This is a genomic window from Prauserella isguenensis (assembly GCF_014191605.1).
In the GTDB taxonomy this organism is placed as follows: Bacteria; Actinomycetota; Actinomycetes; order Mycobacteriales; family Pseudonocardiaceae; genus Prauserella; species Prauserella isguenensis.
In genome coordinates this window covers 1,700,367-1,717,148 of record NZ_JACHWU010000001.1, presented here as the reverse complement: position 1 = coordinate 1,717,148, position 16,782 = coordinate 1,700,367, and the positions used below count along the sequence as shown (strand labels likewise).

Genomic DNA, 16,782 nt, shown 5'->3' with positions numbered 1-16,782 from the left:
CGACAGCGACCGGGGCGCCGGTACGTATTGCTGTTCAGGACCTCACCACTGCGGCGGCTGGCCCGGAGGCGGTCCCGGAGGCGGACCGCCGTAACCACCGGGCTGCCCCGGAGGCGGCTGCGGACGAGGGTCGCCGAAACCACCCGGCTGCTGACCCGGAGGCGGTCCCTGCGGCGGGCCGCCATAACCGCCGGGCGGGCCCGGCGGACCGCCATAGCCATAACCGGTGGGCGGACCCGGCGGGCCGCCGAAGCCGCCCGGAGGTCCGGGAGGACCCTCGTTGCCAGGGCCTCCGGACTTCGTCTCGAGGCCCAGCACTCGGGCGGTGGCGAAACTCGAGCCGAAGATGCCCACCGCGAGGATCACGATGCCGAAGATCAGCGTGAGCACGACCCGCGTCACGTTCCCCCCTTCGTTGAGGAACATCACCGAGAACAACAGCATCAGCAGGCCCGCGGCCGCCGCCATGATCGGTAGGTTCCTGCGCAGTTTCGAGGGAAGCTTGTCGTTGAGCGCCCACAGCACACCGGCGCCGACGGCGAGGACACCGGACACCAGCAGCATGACGACGTGGAAGGTGAGGGTCGCGATCGTGTCCTCGGCCTGCTCGCGCGCGTCCGCCGCGTTCTCCTGGAGTGCGCGCAGCTGCTCGCAGCTTTGATGCCCTTCGCCGAGCTGCTGGACGCACCGGTCGTACGTCATGCCTGCTCGGCCCGCGGCCTCCGGCACCTCCGGTGCGCTTCCGATGTCGACCCACAGCGTGATCGACAGGATCAGCGTGACGAGGCCGAGGAGCGCAATGGCACTGCCGGTGATCCAGGCTCCGACGTTCGAACGACCGCCGGGACCCGCGGGCCCGAACTGCGTCAGAGGAGGACTGCCGAAGCCACCCGGCTGACCGGCAGGCGGGTGGCCGGGCACACCGAAACCCGGTTGCTGCTGCCCGCCGAAACCCTGCTGCCCGCCGAAACCCTGCGGCGCGCCGAAACCGCCGGCCCCGTAGGGCTGCGGTCCCGGCGCGCCGGGTTGGTTCGGCGGTTGCGGCGCACTCATGCGTCCACGAACCCTTTCGCCAACGATCGGTCTGTGCTCGGCGCATCAGCACCACGGATCGATGCCACGTTGTTCAGCACCGCGTCCGCTCAGGACCTCACCACTGCGGCGGCTGGCCCGGAGGCGGCCCCTGCGGAGGCGGACCGTACCCGCCGGGCTGCCCCGGCTGTTGCTGCGGCGGCTGGCCGGGCTGACCGAAACCGCCCGACTGCGGATTGGGCCCACCGGGCTGGCCGAAGCCGCCCGACGGCGGGTTCTGGCCGCCGGGCTGGGGGAAGCCACCGGACGGCGGGCCGTAGCCGCCCGGCTGACCGGGCTGCTGCGGCGGCTGGCCGGGCTGACCGGGATGACCGGGCTGACCGAAGCCACCGGGCTGACCGTGCGGCGGCTGCCCGAAGCCGCCCGGGCCACCGGGACCACCGAAGCCGCCCGGGCCACCGGGACCGGCCGGGACGCTGTCCATACCGAGGTACGCGCGGGTCTGGGGGAAGAAGCCCAGGATTCCGGAACCGGCCGCGATGATACCGACGAAAATCCCGATCATCGCGGTTGCGGTGAAGTAAATCGCCACAGTGATGATGGCCAGTAGAAGGATCGCGCCACCTGATCCGACCAGCAGGAAGTGTTGGATCCGCTTGCGAAGGAAGACCATCACACCACCGGCGACCATGCCGGCGTACGGGATCAGCAGCAAGAAGCTCATCAAGACGGCGCCCGTGGACACGAAGGAGTAGCCGCTCAACGAGATGGCGCTGATCAGGCCGAAGATCAGGAAAATGGCGCCCAATCCGCAGTTGACGCCTCCGATAAGCATGGAAAGCGTCTTCGCCGTGTCGTTGCCGCCGCCCTGCTGGCCTCCGTAGCCCGGCTGACCCCCGAACTGGCCCGGAGGCGGTCCGCCGAAGCCACCCGGCTGACCGGGAGGCGGGCCGAAGCCCTGCGGCGGCTGGCCGTAACCGCCTTGCGGCGGCTGGCCGGGAGCACCGAAGCCCTGCTGCCCCTGCGACGGGTCGAAACCGCCGGGCTGGGCCGGTGCGCCGAAGCCCTGCTGTCCCTGCGAGGGGTCGAAACCCTGCTGCCCCTGAGGGGCGCCGTAGCCCTGGGGGTTCACCGCAGCGGGGTTGTCCGCCGCGCTCGGTGGCGGGGCGTACGGAATCGACGCCTGCGGCTGCATGTCGGGCGAGACGAGCTGCGTCGACTCGGGGCCGCCCTGCGGTGGCTGCTGACCGGGCTGCGCAGGCTGGACGACCTGGGTCGCCTCGCCACCCTGGTCGGCGGGCTGCTGCGGCGCCTGGGCCGCCTCACTTCCCTGGTCGGCGGGCTGCTGCGGCATCTGGCCACCCTGGCCCGACTGGCCGGGCTGCACGACCTGCGTCGGTTCGGCCGACTCGAACGGACCGTCCTGAGCAGGCTGGGAACCGCTCGGCGACCCCTGCGGCGGCTGCTGCTCGCCACCCCCGGGCTGGTTCGGTGGCTGCGGAGCACTCATGTGGGCTTGAACCCCCTTGACGAGGACATTCTGTCTCTAGCTCGGGCACACGCTAGCGGATACACCCGATCGTGACCCGGAACGCCCCGCTGGGCAGCGGGCAGAACCAGGCAAACCGAACGCCGCTCACTCCCGACCGGAGATGAACGCGAGCAGGTCCTGCCTGGTGACGACACCGGCCGGCTTGCCGCCTTCCAGCACGAGGGCACCATCGGCCGAGGTCAGCGCGTTGATGGCGGCCGTGATGGACATGCCGGCGCCGATCGTCGGCAACGGCGGCGACATGTGGTCCTGCAACATGTCGGCGAGTGCGACCTTGCCACCGAACAGCTTGTCGAGCAGGTCCCGTTCGTTGACGGCGCCGACGACCTCGGCGGCCATCACGGGCGGCTCGGCGCTGACGACCGGCATCTGGCTCACGCCGAACTCGCGCATGATCGCCACGGCCTCCGTGACGGTCTCGTGAGGATGCGTGTGCACGAGGTCCGGCAGGGTGCCGTCCTTGCGGCGCAACACGTCACCGACCGTGGCGTCCGTCGAATCGGGCGGCAGGAAACCGTAGGAGGCCATCCACGAGTCGTTGAAGACCTTGCCCAGGTAGCCACGGCCGCCGTCGGGTAGCAGCACCACGATGACGTCGTCGGGGTCGCACCGCTTGGCCAGTTCCACCGCGGCGGCCACGGCCATGCCGCACGACCCGCCGACGAGCAGGCCCTCCTCGGCGGCGAGACGGCGCGTCATGATGAACGAGTCGGCGTCGGAGATCGCGATGATCTCGTCGGCGACGTCGCGGTCGTAGGTCTCCGGCCAGAAGTCCTCGCCGACGCCCTCGACGAGGTACGGCCGTCCCGTACCGCCCGAGTACACCGAACCCTCCGGGTCGGCGCCGACGATCTTGACCTTGCCCTCGGAGGCCTCCTTGAGGTAGCGGCCGGTGCCGGAGATCGTGCCGCCGGTGCCGACACCCGCGACGAAGTGGGTGAGCCTGCCGTCGGTCTGCTGCCACAGCTCGGGGCCGGTCGAGTGGTAGTGGCTCTCGGGGTTGCTCGTGTTGGCGTACTGGTTGGGCTTCCACGCGCCCTCGATCTCGGTGACGAGCCGATCGGAGACGCTGTAGTACGACTCCGGGTGCTCGGGCGGCACCGCGGTCGGACAGACGACGACCCGCGCGCCGTAGGCCTCGAGGACGTTGCGCTTGTCCTCGCTGACCTTGTCGGGGCAGACGAACACGCAGTGGTAACCCTTGCGCTGCGCAACCATCGCGAGCCCGATCCCGGTGTTGCCGGACGTCGGTTCGACGATCGTGCCGCCCGGTTTCAGCTCCCCGGACGCCTCGGCGGCCTCGACCATCCGCAGCGCGATGCGATCCTTCACGCTGCCACCGGGGTTGACGTACTCAACCTTGGCCAGCACGAGCGGGCCTGCTCCGTCGGTCACGGAGTTCAGCTTGACCAACGGGGTGTCTCCCACGAGGTCGATGACGTGTTCGGCGTATTCCATGCCGCCAGAGTAATCAGCCGATGACCGTTGCACATCGTTAGTCGGGGTTCTTTTCGATTTCATTGTCCGAAAAGGACCACTGTGCTTAGCTCACGTGGTTTCGACCGTCACGTCCGTAACAAGGAGTCCCCGCCGTGAAAGCCCTGCCGAGACGGCACAAGCGGGTGGCACGAGCCGCCACCGCCACCGCGCTCGCGAGCGCCTTGCTGGCCGCGTCCGGGGGCGCCGCCGGAGCCGCACCGAACCCGAACCCGTTCGGCTGGTTCTTCGACGACGTCCCCACGTTCACCCTCAACGTCCTGTTCGCCAACGACATGGAGTCCGCGCTGCTCGGTGTGCCGGGAGACGGTGCCGACGAGGGCGAGATCGTCGACGGCGGGCAGAACCCGTACGGCAGCCCGTCGCGCATGGCGACGGTGATGGACGACCTGCGCTCCGACGCCCTCACGGGCCCACCGAGGCCCGGGCAGTCGCCGTGGCGCGGCGAGGTCACCCTCTCGGGCGGCGACAACTTCCTGGCGGGTCCCGAGTTCTCCGCCAGCCAGGAGGAGGGCGCGCCCTTCTACGACGCCCGCGCGGTCGACGGGATCGACTTCGACGCCTCCACGATCGGTAACCACGAGTTCGACTTCGGCCCCGAGACGTTCGCCGACTTCATCTCCGCGTTCGACGGTTCACTGCCGTTCGTGAGCACGAACGTCGACGTCTCCGGTGAGCCGACGCTCGACGCACACGCCGAGGACGGCACGATCCTCAAGAGCAAGGTGCTGCGCTCCCGGGGCCAGCGGATCGGCATGATCGGCCTGACCACGCCGGAGCTGCCGTCGCTGTCGAGCCCCCGGAACGTCGAGGTCGACGCCGAGATGGCCGAGCTGACCAACGCGCTCGCCGCTGACTTCGCCGACCGCGGTATCGACAAGGTGCTGCTCGTCTCACACCTGCAGGACATCGACAACGAACTCGAGCTGGTGCCGCAGCTGAAGGGCGTGGACGCGGTCGTCGGCGCGGGCGGCGGCGAGATCCTCGCAGGCGACGACGACCGGCTCGTCCCCGGCGACGAGGCCGAGCGCGACTTCCCGCTCTACGCCGACGACGCCGACGGCAACCGCGTTCCCGTCGTCACCACGACCGGCGACTACAAGTACGTCGGCAGGCTGGTGCTGAACTTCAACCGGCGCGGTGAGGTCATCGACGTCGACGAGGCCGAGTCGGGCCCGGTGCGCGTCTCCGGGGTCGGCCCCGACGCGGTCCGTGGGGACACGACGATCCGCTCCGAGGTGGAGGAGCCGGTCGCGCAGCATCTGGAGGAGCTGGCCGACACGACCGTCGCGACGAGCGAGGTGCCGCTCAACGGCGTCCGGAACGACGTGCGCAGCCGGGAGACGAACCTCGGCAACCTCGTCGCCGACGGCCTGCGCTGGACGGGTGAGCAGAAGGCGGAGGAGTACGGCGTGACGCCGCCGCAGGTCGGCATCCAGAACGGCGGCGGCATCCGCAACGACTCGACGCTGCCCGCGGGCGACATCAGCGCGCTCGACACCTACGACGTCGCACCGTTCTCGAACTTCGTCGCGGTCGTGCCCGAGGTCCCGCGAGATACGTTCCGTCAGCTGCTCGAGCGCGGCGTGGCCGCCGCCCCCGACGCCGCGGGCGCGTTCATGCAGGTCTCGGGCGTGAAGTTCACCTACGACCCGAGCGCCAAGGCCCAGGTCGTGGACGAGAACAGCGGTGAGGTGGTGGAGCCGGGCGAACGCGTGCAGAACGTGATGCTCGACGACGGCACGGTCGTCGTCGAGAACGGCGAGGTCGTGGAGGGGGCGCCGATCTCGGTCGCCACCAACGACTTCTCTGCGCGGGGCGGCGACGGCTATCCGTTCGGCGACCTGGACTTCACCTCGGTCGGCGCCACGTATCAGCAGGCCGTCGAGGGCTACCTCATCGAAGGGCTGGACGGTTCCGTCACCGCCGACCAGTACCCGGTGGGCGGTAACGGCCGCATCGCCACGACCGGCTGACGACCACCGCGGGGTGGCGCGGGGAGCCTGCGGGCCTCCCGCGCCGCTCCGCCATCACCAAACCCCAGGTCGACGTCGAAAGCCCGCCGGCCGCCACCGCGCATCCCGCCGGCACGCACCGGACCGCCGTGCGCCCGTTATCGGTACCGGGGTGGCCCCGGTGCCGCGCCGAGCCGGCACGCCGCAGAGCACCTTGGGCGTGACACGCATCATCGCCCGCCGCCGGCCGCGTCTCCCACCCGGGCGGGAAGTTCCGTCCCGTTCCCCACCCGTGCCGATGACGAGGCTCGACGCGGTCCGCCGCGCGTCCAACCTGGCGCGGTCGTCGGGCCTGCCGCCGCCGAGCAACAGCAACATCGTGGTGGCCGCCGCTGCGGCGACCAGCAACAGACCGCCTGCCCAGAGACCGATCGTCCGCGGGCGCAACGCCCTGCTCCGGTGGGTCGACACGGCGTGATGGTGCCAGTGACGTGACGCGCGATAACACCACTGGCCAGGGCGCGCAGCGGAAGGCAGGATATACGTAAGCATCCGCTTAGGTCGATCCGAAGGAGTGTCCACCATGCCTGAAGCCGTGATCGTGTCCGCAGCCCGTTCGCCCATCGGCAGGGCGGGTAAGGGATCACTGGTGGACAAGCGCCCCGACGACCTCGCCGCGGAGATGGTGCGCGCTGCCCTCGACAAGGTTCCCCAGCTCGACCCGGCCGACATCGACGACCTGATGCTCGGCTGCGGCCTGCCCGGCGGCGAGTCCGGTTTCAACATGGGCCGCGTCGTGGCGAGCCTGCTCGGCTACGACCACCTGCCCGGCTGCACCATCACCCGCTACTGCTCGTCGAGCCTGCAGACCACCCGCATGGCCATGCACGCCATCAAGGCGGGCGAGGGCGACGTGTTCATCTCCGCGGGCGTCGAGACGGTGTCCCGGTTCGCCAAGGGCAACTCCGACTCGCTGCCCGACACCCACAACCCGCTGTTCGCCGACGCCGAAGCCCGCACCGCCGCCACCGCCGAGCAGGCCACCGACGGCTGGACCGACCCGCGCGAGGACGGGCAGCTGCCCGACGTCTACATCGCCATGGGCCAGACCGCCGAGAACCTCGCCCGACTGAAGGGCATCTCCCGCGAAGAGATGGACGAGTTCGGCGTGCGCTCGCAGAACCTCGCCGAGAAGGCCATCGCCGACGGCTTCTGGGCCAAGGACATCACCCCGGTGACCCTGCCCGACGGCACCGTCGTCGACGCCGACGACGGCCCCCGCGCGGGCGTGACCCTCGAAGGCGTGTCCGGTCTCAAGCCGGTGTTCCGCCCCGACGGCCGCGTCACCGCCGCCAACGCCTGCCCCCTCAACGACGGCGCCGCCGCCCTGGTGATCATGAGCGACACCAAGGCCAAGCAGCTCGGCCTCACCCCGCTCGCCCGCGTCGTGTCCACCGGCGTGTCCGGACTCTCGCCCGAGATCATGGGATACGGCCCCGTCGAAGCCTCCCAGCAGGCACTGTCCCGCGCAGGCATGTCCATCGGCGACATCGACCTCGTCGAGATCAACGAGGCCTTCGCCGCCCAGGTCATCCCCTCCTACCGCGACCTCGGCATCGACCTCGACACACTCAACGTCAACGGCGGCGCCATCGCCGTCGGCCACCCCTTCGGCATGACCGGCGCCCGCATCACCTCGACGCTGATCAACTCGCTGCAGCACCACGACAAGCAGTTCGGCCTCGAAACCATGTGCGTCGGCGGCGGCCAAGGCATGGCCATGGTCCTCGAACGCCTCAGCTGAAACGAGGCAGAGTTCTACCGGACCTGCGTAGCGGTGCAAGTGGCAGAACCTCGGCGCATCCCTGACTTCGGGAGTCGGCTTCTGACAACCGGCCTCCCTCGATAACGCCCATCCCGAACCTGCTCCCGAATGCACTGTGCGTGGCCGCGTGCGTGCGGGGGCAGGTGACGGTTGAGTAACGTCTGCCGGTGAGCGACGACGAGGACTACCGAGAGAAGGTGGGCCTGTCCTACTGTCTCGCCATGTCCACATCGGTCTTCGTCACGGGCGAGGCCAAAGCACCCTCGAACAACCCGATCACCAGCCAGTACGGGCTGTTCTTCATCGCCTTCGAGATCGATCCGGACACCCACCGAATCCTTGATGCCGAGTGCTCGGCGACGTTGGCCCTGACGAACAGGTTCGTCAAAGGCTTGTTCGTTCGAGAGTGCATCACGGAGGAAGATCTGCTCACGGAGCGCATCGCCGCGCGCTATCACGGCTCGTCACAGCGGGCCCTGATAGCGGCTCTGCACCACGCCGCGACCAAGTATCGCAGCGCGGTCGGACTCGCCGCGGGCTGACGTCTCCGTAGCACCCAGCGATTGCCTGGCCCCTCACCGGGCCGGACCCAGTCGGAAACACGCACACGACCCGAGCGGTCGGTGCGCGTTTCCGACTTTTTTGCGTTGTGAGGAAGAAAGGACGGCGGCGACGCGAACATGATTACCGACGGATTCCTCTATCTCGGTGTGCTGCTGGGACTGGCAGCGGCCATCGTCTACGTCACGCAGCGCCGGCAGTACCGGTTCCTCAAGTACGTACCCGGATTCGTGCTCCTCTACCTCGGAGCGGCACTGCTGAACACCCTGGGCGTGTTCGGTGATTCCGACTCCGTGGACGCGACCGGCGACGCGGTGAAGGACGCACTGCTGCCGGCGATGATCCTGCTCCTGCTGTTCAAATGCGACATCCGCAAGATCATCAAGCTCGGCCCCAGGCTGCTGCTGACGTTCGTCGTCTCGGCGCTCAGCATCGCCATCGGCTTCGTCGTCGCGTTCCTGATCTTCCAGGCGACACTGGAAGGTGAGGCCTACAAGGCGCTCGGTGCGCTCGCCGCGTCGTGGACCGGTGGTTCCGCGAACCTGGTCGCCGTACAGTCCATTGTGGATGCACCGGAGACGCTGATCGGCTATGTGCTCATCGTCGACACGGTGCTCTACTCACTGTGGCTGCTGGTGATGTTCAGTTCCGTCGGCGTCGCCGACCGGTTCAACCAGTGGACCAAGGCGAAGGCGATCGACTTCGACGGGCACGCGGCCGACGAGCAGGAACGGTCGATCGACCTGACGTCGCTGATGACGTTGATCGGCTTCAGCCTGCTCGTATCCGCCCTCGCGACCTGGGTCGGCGGTCTGCTGCCGGAGCTCGGCGACGTCGTCACCGGCACCACCTGGACGATCCTCATCGTCAGCGTGCTCGGCCTCGTCATCGCCTCGACCCGGCTCGGCAGGACGGCCGGCTCCTCCGAGCTCGCGATGGTGATGCTGTACGTGATCATCGGCATCATCGCCTCCGGGTCCGACTTCTCGTCGCTGGCCGAGGCGCCGCTGTACCTGCTGATCGGCGTGATCGCACTGATCGTGCACGCGACCGTCATGGTCGTCTACGCCAAGCTGACGAAGTCCGAACTGGCGAGCCTGGCGGTGGCCAGCACGGCCAACCTCGGCGGCATGGCCTCCGCGCCGGTCGTGGCCAGTGCCTTCCACCGGCAGATGGTCCCGGTGGGTGTGCTCTTCGCTCTGATCGGCGCGTTCTCGGGCACGTTCGTCGGCCTGGCGACGGTGAACGTGCTGGGGGTGATCTGAGGTGCTGCCCGCTGTCACGGACCTGCGGGCGCGGCGCTATTCGGCGCCGCTGGCGCGCCCGTTCATCACGGCACGTCGACGTGTCGACACGATGCTGGGAGTGCTCGTCGAGCTCGAGCTGGCCGACGGCACCGTCGGCCACGGCTCGGCGGGGCAGTCCTTCGGCGTCACGGGCGAGTCCGTCGATTCGGTACTGGCGGTGTTGAACGGGCCGGTGAAACAGGCCCTGACCGAACGGGCCGACACCGGACGGCGTGAGGTCGCGGCGGGCATCGCCGGCTCCTGCGTCGGGAACTTCGCAGCCAAGGCAGCGGCCGACATGGCGTTGCACGACGCCTGGGCCCGGACGCTCGGCGTGCCGCTGGCCGAGGCCCTCGGCGGGGACACCGCCACGGTGCTGCGCACCGACATGACGGTCAGCCTCGACACACCGCAGCGCATGGCCGACGCTGCCGTCGAAGCGGTCGGAGACGGCTTCGACGTGCTGAAGATCAAGCTCGGCAACGACTGGCGCGCCGACTTGGAGCGGCTCCGCGCGGTCCGGGACGCCGCGCCGGACGTGCGGTTCCGCCTCGACGCCAACCAGGGCTGGGACGTGAAGGCGGCAATCCGCGTGATCAGGGCCATCGAGGATGCCGGGATCCCCCTCGAGCTGGTCGAACAGCCTGTCGCCGACCACGACCTGGCGGGCATGGCCGCGGTGACGGCCGCGGTCGACGTCCCGGTCATGGCGGACGAATCGGTGTCCTCGCCGCACAGCGCGCTGGAGATCGTGCAGCGGCGGGCCGCCGACATGCTCAACATCAAGCTGGCCAAGTGCGGCGGGATGGACGAGGCACTCGCCATCGCCGACATCGCGCGCGCAGCCGGAATCGAATGCATGGTCGGCGCGATGATGGAGCCGAGGATCTCCATCGCTGCGGCCGCCCACCTCGCAGCCGCCCATCCCGCGGTCACCCTCGTCGACCTCGACTCGGCCGAGTGGATCGACGACCCCGACCTCAGCGGTGGTTACACCCTGCGCGGCAGCGAGATGCATCTCCATCCCGGTCCGGGAATCGGTTTCGCTCCATGGGTGAAAGGAGAACAGGAATGAACCTCCGCAGAACGACGGTCGCGCTGCTGGCCGCGGGGCTGGTCGGCGCGAGCGCCGGCACCGCGGCGGCCGCGCCGCACGAGGCCGCACAGGGACACGGCATCGAAGCGGGTGACCACGCCTTCGTCGACGTGACCACCGCGACCCTGTGGGTCGAGCCGGGGCTGGACCGGCCGGTCGACGCACCGTCGCTGACCAACCCGGTCGACCTGGACCAGTGGAACCGGAACCTGGCCGACACCGAGACACGGCGCTGGCTCACCGGCAAGCTCGAGACGCAGGCCGTGCTCGGTTCCGAGGTCGAGGTCACCGAGGTCGACGGAGACTGGGCCCACGTCGTGGTCGAGGGACAGGACACCCCGCGCGACGACCGCGGCTACCCCGGCTGGATGCCCGTCGACCAGCTCGTCGCAGGCGACCGGTTCGACACCCTGACCGACACCCGTCCGTGGGCGCAGGTGACCGACGACAAGACATGGCTGACGGGCACCCCCACCGGCGCGCAGCCGCTGTCGGAGATCAGCTTCAACACACGGCTGCCGGTACTCGCCGAGACGCCGACTGCGGTGCGGGTCGCCCTGCCGGACGGCTCGCACGCGTGGCTCGAACAGGACGCGGTCGACGTGTACGGCCAGGGCGAGCAGCCCGCCGCGCCGGCCGGTGACGACCTGGTCGCCACCGGGAAGCAGTTCCTGGGCCTGCGCTACCTGTGGGCGGGCGTGTCCGCGTACGGGTTCGATTGCTCGGGCTTCACCTACAGCGTCCACCGGGCCCACGGCGTGTCGATCCCGCGGGACTCGTCGGCGCAGGCCGCGTACGGCCAGGACGTCGCCGTCGAGGATCTGCAGCCCGGTGACCTGTTGTTCTTCGCCGAGCCCGGCGGCGTCGGCAGCGTGCACCACGTGGGCATGTACGTCGGCGACGGCCGGATGATCCACGCGCCCAACGCCTCCGAGTCGGTGTCGATCGTCGACTGGCAGGAGTGGGACACCGACGACGAGTTCTCCGGCGCCAAGCGCATGATCTGAGCGACGCAGCCGGAACGTGAACCACGAGCGGCCCCGGGGCGAGGTCGCATCACCCGGGCGTCGCTCGTGTCGACCTCCCCCGCTACCCCCTGAGCGACAGCAGTCGCCCGGCCGATTCGACCGGGCGACTGCTGCAGGAGGGAGACGTGGCGTGCGCTACTCGCTCTGCAGGTAGGTCAGCAGACGCAGGATCTCCAGGTACAGCCAGACCAGCGTCGTCATCAGGCCGAAGGCCACGTACCAGGCGAACTTGGCGGGCACGCCCTGGCGGATCGCCTGGTCGGCCATGTCGAAGTCCAGCAGGAAGCTGAACGCGGCCACGCCGATGCAGACGATGCTGAAGATGATCGCCATGGTGCTGCCGTCGCGCAGGCCGACGTTGACGCCGAACAGGCTCATCACCAGGTTGAACAGCATCAGGATGGCGACGCCACCGATGGCGCCGATCATCCACTTGCGGAACTTCGGCGTGACCTTCACGGCGCCGGTCTTGTAGACGACCAGCATCACGACGAAGACCGCGGCGGTGCCGACGACGGCCTGCAGCGCGACACCCTCGACGATCATCTCGAACACGCCACTGATCGCACCGAGGAACACGCCCTCGGCCGCCGAGTAGGCGAGCGTCATCGGCGCACTGACCATCTGCTTGAAGATGATCACCAGGGCCAGGATCAGGCCGACGATCATGCCGCCGATCATGGCGCCGGTGACGGCACCCATGGAGCCGGCCATGATCTGCCCCTGGGCCCAGATCGCGGTGATGATGCCGATGACCAGCGTCACACCGAGGCTGGCGCCGGTCTTCATGACGACGTCGTCGACGGTCATCGGGCGGTCGGCTTCGCCCGAGGGGGCCTGCGGGGTTCCGTAGCCGGGGACGCCGCCCTGCGGCTGCTGGAAACCCGCGTACGGCGCCTGACCGGCCGCGCCCTGCGGCAGGTTGCGGAAGGCGGGGTTGCTTGAGGTTCGCACTGATCCTCCTGGATCTACTGGCCTTGCACCGGTACAACGACCGGGCACGCCGGCCGGTTCCCGTAGGTCGGTAAACCCGACTTTACCCACGATCCCCGCCACGGGTGGCAGGGACGTGGGAAACATCGTTGCCCGAGATCGGAGAAGGTCCACTCAAGTGGCCGATTGCCGGTTGCGCTGCGGGAAGCGAGTATCACGAGCCGTATCCGACCGATTACCGAACGCGTGCCCGCCGCGCCGGTCGCGTCGTCGGCCGGGGTCACCCCGACCCTCCCCGGCCTGTCACGCCTCACCGCCTCTGGGGGCGCGGTGCACCGCGGGCGCAGTTCGTGACCTTAGGGGGACTCCAGTGGCGCCTACCCTGCGCCTTTCCCGCAACCGGAGCTCTGCCCGCACGCAGAGCTCCGCCGCCACCGGGCACTCGTCGACCGTGCCGCGCCCGTCGACCGTGCCGCGTTCCGGGCTCGTCCGGCGCGGCGCCCTCGCCCTGCGACTCCTCGTAGCCCTCGCACTCGCCACGTTCTCGCTGGTCGTCGTCGCCCCCGCGGCCTCGGCCGAAGTGCAGGAGGGCAACGGACACGAAACCACGCCGGGCCAGCCCTACGGCGGCCAGGACCGCGAGCGCGACTGGCACGGCTCCTACCTCGTCGGCGGCAAGCAGGTGTTCTGTGTGCAGTTCGCACTGAAGGCACCCGACTCCGACGAGCAGTACCAGCCCGGTGACGAGCTGCTCACAAAATGGGGCGAGAAGATTCCGGAGGACACCGCCGCCAACATCTCGTACCTGCTGCTGCGCTACGGCGACACGCAGAGCGACGACGAGGCGGCCGCACTGGCCCACCTGCTGCACTCGTGGACGGCCGCCCCGCGCACGCCCGCGGATCTCGACAGGGACCTGCCGTTCGACCAGATCGCCTACAACGTCGAGGGACAGTTCGCGAAGCTGCCGCAGGGCGCGAAGGACGCGGTGGAGCGGCTCCGTGCCGACGCCGAAGCCAACCGCGGCCCGTGGAAGGCCGACGTCACGGCTCCGGAGCAGGAACAGACCATCGGCGAGGACGGCGAGTGGTCCGTATCGGTGACCAACGCCGCGGGCAAGGGCGTGCCCGGCGTGCCGGTGACACTGTCCGCCGAGGGCGCCCGGGTCGGCGGTGAGCGGGCGAGCGTGACGACCGGTGACGACGGCACCGCCACGTTCCGGGTCACGCCGACGGCGGAGCAGCCGTCGGTGACGGCCACGATGTCGGCCCCCGCCGCCCGTCCGTACGTCCAGAGTCCGGTCACGGCCGACACCCAGCGCGTGGTGTCGACAGGCGGGGAACAGGAACTGACGGCCTCGGCGACCGGCACGGCGAGGAACGCACCGGGCGGCGTGAAGGTCACCAAGATCGACGCCGAGTCGGAGAAGGGCATCGCGGGTGTGCCGTTGCGCGTCACCGCGGGCGACAAGGAGTCGGCCGCCAAGGGCGACGACGGCGAACCGCTGGTCGGCGAGGACGGCAAGCCCGCCGTCGTCACCACCGAAGGCGCCGGCGGCGTGGCCACGGTCGACGGACTGCGCGCACCGCAGCGGATCTGCGTGATCGAGGTCAGCCCGCCGAACGGTTACACCGATGCGTTCGATCCGGACGATCCGCCGTCAGCGTGCGGGAAGGTGCAACCGGGCGGGACGCTCGAGCTGACGATCAGCAACGAGGCGGATCAGGTCCCGACCGTGATCCCCGCCGGTGAGCAGGGGCAGCCGATGGCACAGAGTCCCACCACGACGGCGACACCGACGGGCGCACTGATCGGCCTGGGCGGCCTCGCGGTCGCGGTGGCCGCCGCGGGCGGGTTCCTCGCGCGTCGCCGGCAGCTGTCCGGGAACTGACATGGCGAGGCGCGACCGGGCCGGTGCCTATCTGCTGGGCGCGGCCTCGGTACTGGTGGCACAGGCGTTGGTGGGTGCGGCGGTGCTGATGCCGCCCACCGACGCCGTCGCCGGTACCGCGGAGCCGGCGGACGAACGGCAGGTCGTCCGCGGGCAGTCCGCCGGAGCGGAGCAACCGGAGCCGACCACATCGGACGAACCGGATGAACAGGAGACGTCCCGTGACGAACCGGTCCCGAACGGGGAACCGGACCGCCGTACCGAACCGGAGGTGACGCCGGCGCCGAGCGGCCAACGGCCCGGCACGGTCCGGTTGCCGGACGGCGGCTCGGCCACACTGGTCCGTCACGACCTCGGTCCCGACGCGGTGCTGCCCGTGCCCGAGAATCTCGGCGAGGCCACGTGGTGGGGCGCCGGCCTGGGCGCCCCGAGCGGCGCGAGCGTCTTCGCGGGGCACGTCAACTGGCAGGGCAGGGAAGGTCCGTTCTCGGAGCTGTGGCAGGTGCGGGTCGGTGACCGCGTCGTCGTCTCGGACGACGGCGGGGAGAAGTTCCGTTACGAGGTCTCGCGCATCCTGACGCTGCACAAGGACGACGTGCCCGCGCGCGCACGCGAACTGTTCGGGCAGAGCGGCAGACATCGCGCCGTGCTGGTCACCTGCGGAGGCAGGTGGCAGGGAGGGACGACCGGGTACGAGGAGAACCGGGTCGTCATCGCCGAACCCGTCTGACCGCCCCGACTTGCGGCCCACACCGGGTCGCGGGACGTTCGGGGCACGGTCCCGTCCGGGTCACAGTCCTGTCACCACAGCCGGCGCCCACAAAGGTACGGTCTTGAGTATGGCTTCCGAGCACGACAACCGACTGCTGCCGCTGCGGCGGGAATTCAGCCAGGCGTGGCACGGGTTCGACCGCGCCCAGGTCCTGCAGTACGTCGAGCACCTCGAGGCTCAGGTGCAGCGCATCGTGGCCGATCGCGACAACGCGAACGCCCGGCTCACGACGCTGTCCCGCGAACTCGAGAACGCCCGCCGGGAGGTGACCCGGCTGCAGCAACGTGTCGAAGAGCTGAAGAAGCCGCCGGAGCGTCCCGAGGATCTCGACGAGCGCATGCAGCGTTCCGTCGACCTCGCCAACACGCGGGCCGAGGAGATCGTGAACCGCGCCGAGGAGGCGGCCACGAATACGTGGGCCGAGAGCGGCGAGGTCTCGAAGAAGCTGCACGAGCGCTACATGAAACTGGTCGAGACCCTCGACCAGCACGCCGAGGAACTGCAGCGCGAGCACACCGACGCGTTGGCCTCCACCAAGGCCGACGTGCAGAAGATGACGACCGAGGCCGCCGAGCGGCAGGAGCGACTCGACCGCGAGGCCGAGGAGAAGCGCCGCACCATCGAGCGCGAGTTCGACAAGAAGATGACCGCCGAGAAGGCCGCGCTCGAGAAGCACGTCGCCGACACCAAGGAAGCCAGCAAGAACGCGGCGGAACGCAGGATCGCCGAGGCGACGACCGAGGCCAAGCGCATGGTCGACGAGGCCACCGCGAAGGCCAAGAAGCTCGTTGACGACGCGACCGCGGACGCCGAGCGCCGGACCTCCGAGGCGAACGGGGTCGTCGAACGGCTCACCAAGATCCGCAACGAGGCGCGTGCCCGGCTCAAGGCCGCTGAGGACGCCCTGCACGCGGGCGAGTCGGCACTCGATCCGGTCGACGACGAGGACACCGAGCTCTCGGATTTGCCGGAGTCGCTGACCACGCCGTTCGACGCGGCCAAGACGGCCAACGCCGTCCAGCTCTCGCACACCACCGGGAACGGGGCCGCTGCCGATCCGACGTCGGAGTCGTCAGACGGATCCGGAGACCCCGAGGCCACGCGACCCGCACAGCGGCCCGTGAAGGTCGGCACGAACAGCACGGCGGCCGACGGGGGCAGCACGACGTCGAACACCGCACGGTCGAACGGCGGGAACTCGGCGTCGGCGGGTTCCGTCGCCGGAGACGGCGACTCGTCCGCCGAGGCGACGACCCCCGGCACTCCTGCGCAGCGGCCGTCGCCCGGCCCGAAGGACACGTCCTCGCAGTAACGCTCTCCCGATGACCTCGCCGGTCGCCGACGCGGGGTCGCC

14 protein-coding genes are annotated in these 16,782 nt (G+C 69.8%); 10 read left to right on the top strand and 4 right to left on the bottom strand.

Annotated features, from left to right (window positions below):
• Nucleotides 1–42 precede the first annotated feature (42 nt).
• The 3 genes from FHS23_RS07940 to FHS23_RS07930 all read right to left on the bottom strand — a co-directional run bounded on the left by FHS23_RS07940 (nucleotide 43) and on the right by FHS23_RS07930 (nucleotide 4,042).
• Nucleotides 43–1,053 carry a hypothetical protein gene (locus tag FHS23_RS07940; RefSeq protein WP_183650100.1) on the bottom strand — a complete coding sequence of 337 codons (1,011 nt, stop codon included), beginning with the start codon at nucleotides 1,051–1,053 and terminating at the stop codon, nucleotides 43–45.
• Nucleotides 1,054–1,150: 97 nt separating this feature from the next.
• The gene (locus FHS23_RS07935) at nucleotides 1,151–2,542 is read right to left on the bottom strand and encodes a hypothetical protein (protein ID WP_183650097.1); all 1,392 of its coding nucleotides are present in this window, start codon (nucleotides 2,540–2,542) and stop codon (nucleotides 1,151–1,153) included.
• A gap of 126 nt (nucleotides 2,543–2,668) precedes the next feature.
• Nucleotides 2,669–4,042, bottom strand: a complete 1,374-nt coding sequence (locus tag FHS23_RS07930) for a cystathionine beta-synthase (RefSeq protein WP_183650094.1) — start codon at nucleotides 4,040–4,042, stop codon at nucleotides 2,669–2,671.
• A gap of 134 nt (nucleotides 4,043–4,176) precedes the next feature.
• Between FHS23_RS07930 and FHS23_RS07925 the strand changes: the two genes are divergently transcribed.
• The 7 genes from FHS23_RS07925 (at nucleotide 4,177) to FHS23_RS07895 (ending at nucleotide 11,811) form a co-directional block, all read left to right on the top strand.
• Nucleotides 4,177–6,057 (top strand): bifunctional metallophosphatase/5'-nucleotidase, encoded by a 1,881-nt coding sequence (locus tag FHS23_RS07925; protein ID WP_343053718.1) that lies wholly within the window; start codon nucleotides 4,177–4,179, stop codon nucleotides 6,055–6,057.
• Nucleotides 6,058–6,334: 277 nt separating this feature from the next.
• Nucleotides 6,335–6,514, top strand: coding sequence for a hypothetical protein (locus tag FHS23_RS07920; protein ID WP_183650089.1), 180 nt, complete (start codon nucleotides 6,335–6,337; stop codon nucleotides 6,512–6,514).
• Nucleotides 6,515–6,619: 105 nt separating this feature from the next.
• Complete coding sequence (locus FHS23_RS07915) at nucleotides 6,620–7,840, top strand: acetyl-CoA C-acetyltransferase (protein WP_183650085.1); 1,221 nt, start codon at nucleotides 6,620–6,622, stop codon at nucleotides 7,838–7,840.
• 188 nt (nucleotides 7,841–8,028) lie between these two features.
• Entirely contained in the window at nucleotides 8,029–8,403 is a 375-nt protein-coding gene (locus FHS23_RS07910; protein WP_221218982.1) for a DUF3870 domain-containing protein, read from the top strand.
• Nucleotides 8,404–8,541: 138 nt separating this feature from the next.
• On the top strand, nucleotides 8,542–9,687 hold the full coding sequence (locus FHS23_RS07905) for a DUF819 family protein (RefSeq protein WP_183650083.1): 1,146 nt from the start codon (nucleotides 8,542–8,544) through the stop codon (nucleotides 9,685–9,687).
• Between the two features lies 1 nt (nucleotide 9,688).
• Complete coding sequence (locus FHS23_RS07900) at nucleotides 9,689–10,783, top strand: enolase C-terminal domain-like protein (RefSeq protein ID WP_221218981.1); 1,095 nt, start codon at nucleotides 9,689–9,691, stop codon at nucleotides 10,781–10,783.
• Nucleotides 10,780–11,811 carry a C40 family peptidase gene (locus tag FHS23_RS07895; RefSeq protein WP_183650080.1) on the top strand — a complete coding sequence of 344 codons (1,032 nt, stop codon included), beginning with the start codon at nucleotides 10,780–10,782 and terminating at the stop codon, nucleotides 11,809–11,811. The genes FHS23_RS07900 and FHS23_RS07895 overlap by 4 nt, the downstream gene beginning before the upstream one ends.
• Before the next feature lie 156 nt (nucleotides 11,812–11,967).
• Here the strand turns inward: FHS23_RS07895 and FHS23_RS07890 are convergent, their stop codons facing one another.
• A complete protein-coding gene (locus FHS23_RS07890) occupies nucleotides 11,968–12,786 on the bottom strand; it encodes a Bax inhibitor-1/YccA family membrane protein (RefSeq protein ID WP_183650077.1) in 819 nt (272 codons plus the stop codon).
• Between the two features lie 430 nt (nucleotides 12,787–13,216).
• Here FHS23_RS07890 and FHS23_RS07885 point away from each other — a divergent pair, with 430 nt between their 5' ends.
• From FHS23_RS07885 to FHS23_RS07875, 3 genes are all read left to right on the top strand, one after another.
• Complete coding sequence (locus tag FHS23_RS07885; RefSeq protein ID WP_425501094.1) at nucleotides 13,217–14,656, top strand: Ig-like domain-containing protein; 1,440 nt, start codon at nucleotides 13,217–13,219, stop codon at nucleotides 14,654–14,656.
• 1 nt (nucleotide 14,657) lies between these two features.
• Nucleotides 14,658–15,386, top strand: a complete 729-nt coding sequence (locus tag FHS23_RS07880; RefSeq protein WP_183650074.1) for a sortase domain-containing protein — start codon at nucleotides 14,658–14,660, stop codon at nucleotides 15,384–15,386.
• 109 nt (nucleotides 15,387–15,495) lie between these two features.
• Nucleotides 15,496–16,740, top strand: a complete 1,245-nt coding sequence (locus tag FHS23_RS07875) for a coiled-coil domain-containing protein (RefSeq protein ID WP_343053716.1) — start codon at nucleotides 15,496–15,498, stop codon at nucleotides 16,738–16,740.
• Nucleotides 16,741–16,782: the final 42 nt, after the last annotated feature.

Bases quoted from the DNA above. Each gene is read 5' to 3' on its own strand.
- FHS23_RS07940 (WP_183650100.1), bottom strand. From the start codon at position 1,053: ATGAGTGCGCCGCAACCGCCGAACCAACCCGGCGCGCCGGGACCGCAG.
- FHS23_RS07935 (WP_183650097.1), bottom strand. From the start codon at position 2,542: ATGAGTGCTCCGCAGCCACCGAACCAGCCCGGGGGTGGCGAGCAGCAG.
- FHS23_RS07930 (WP_183650094.1), bottom strand. From the start codon at position 4,042: ATGGAATACGCCGAACACGTCATCGACCTCGTGGGAGACACCCCGTTG.
- FHS23_RS07920 (WP_183650089.1), top strand. From the start codon at position 6,335: ATGACGAGGCTCGACGCGGTCCGCCGCGCGTCCAACCTGGCGCGGTCG.
- FHS23_RS07915 (WP_183650085.1), top strand. From the start codon at position 6,620: ATGCCTGAAGCCGTGATCGTGTCCGCAGCCCGTTCGCCCATCGGCAGG.
- FHS23_RS07905 (WP_183650083.1), top strand. From the start codon at position 8,542: ATGATTACCGACGGATTCCTCTATCTCGGTGTGCTGCTGGGACTGGCA.
- FHS23_RS07895 (WP_183650080.1), top strand. From the start codon at position 10,780: ATGAACCTCCGCAGAACGACGGTCGCGCTGCTGGCCGCGGGGCTGGTC.
- FHS23_RS07880 (WP_183650074.1), top strand. From the start codon at position 14,658: ATGGCGAGGCGCGACCGGGCCGGTGCCTATCTGCTGGGCGCGGCCTCG.
- FHS23_RS07875 (WP_343053716.1), top strand. From the start codon at position 15,496: ATGGCTTCCGAGCACGACAACCGACTGCTGCCGCTGCGGCGGGAATTC.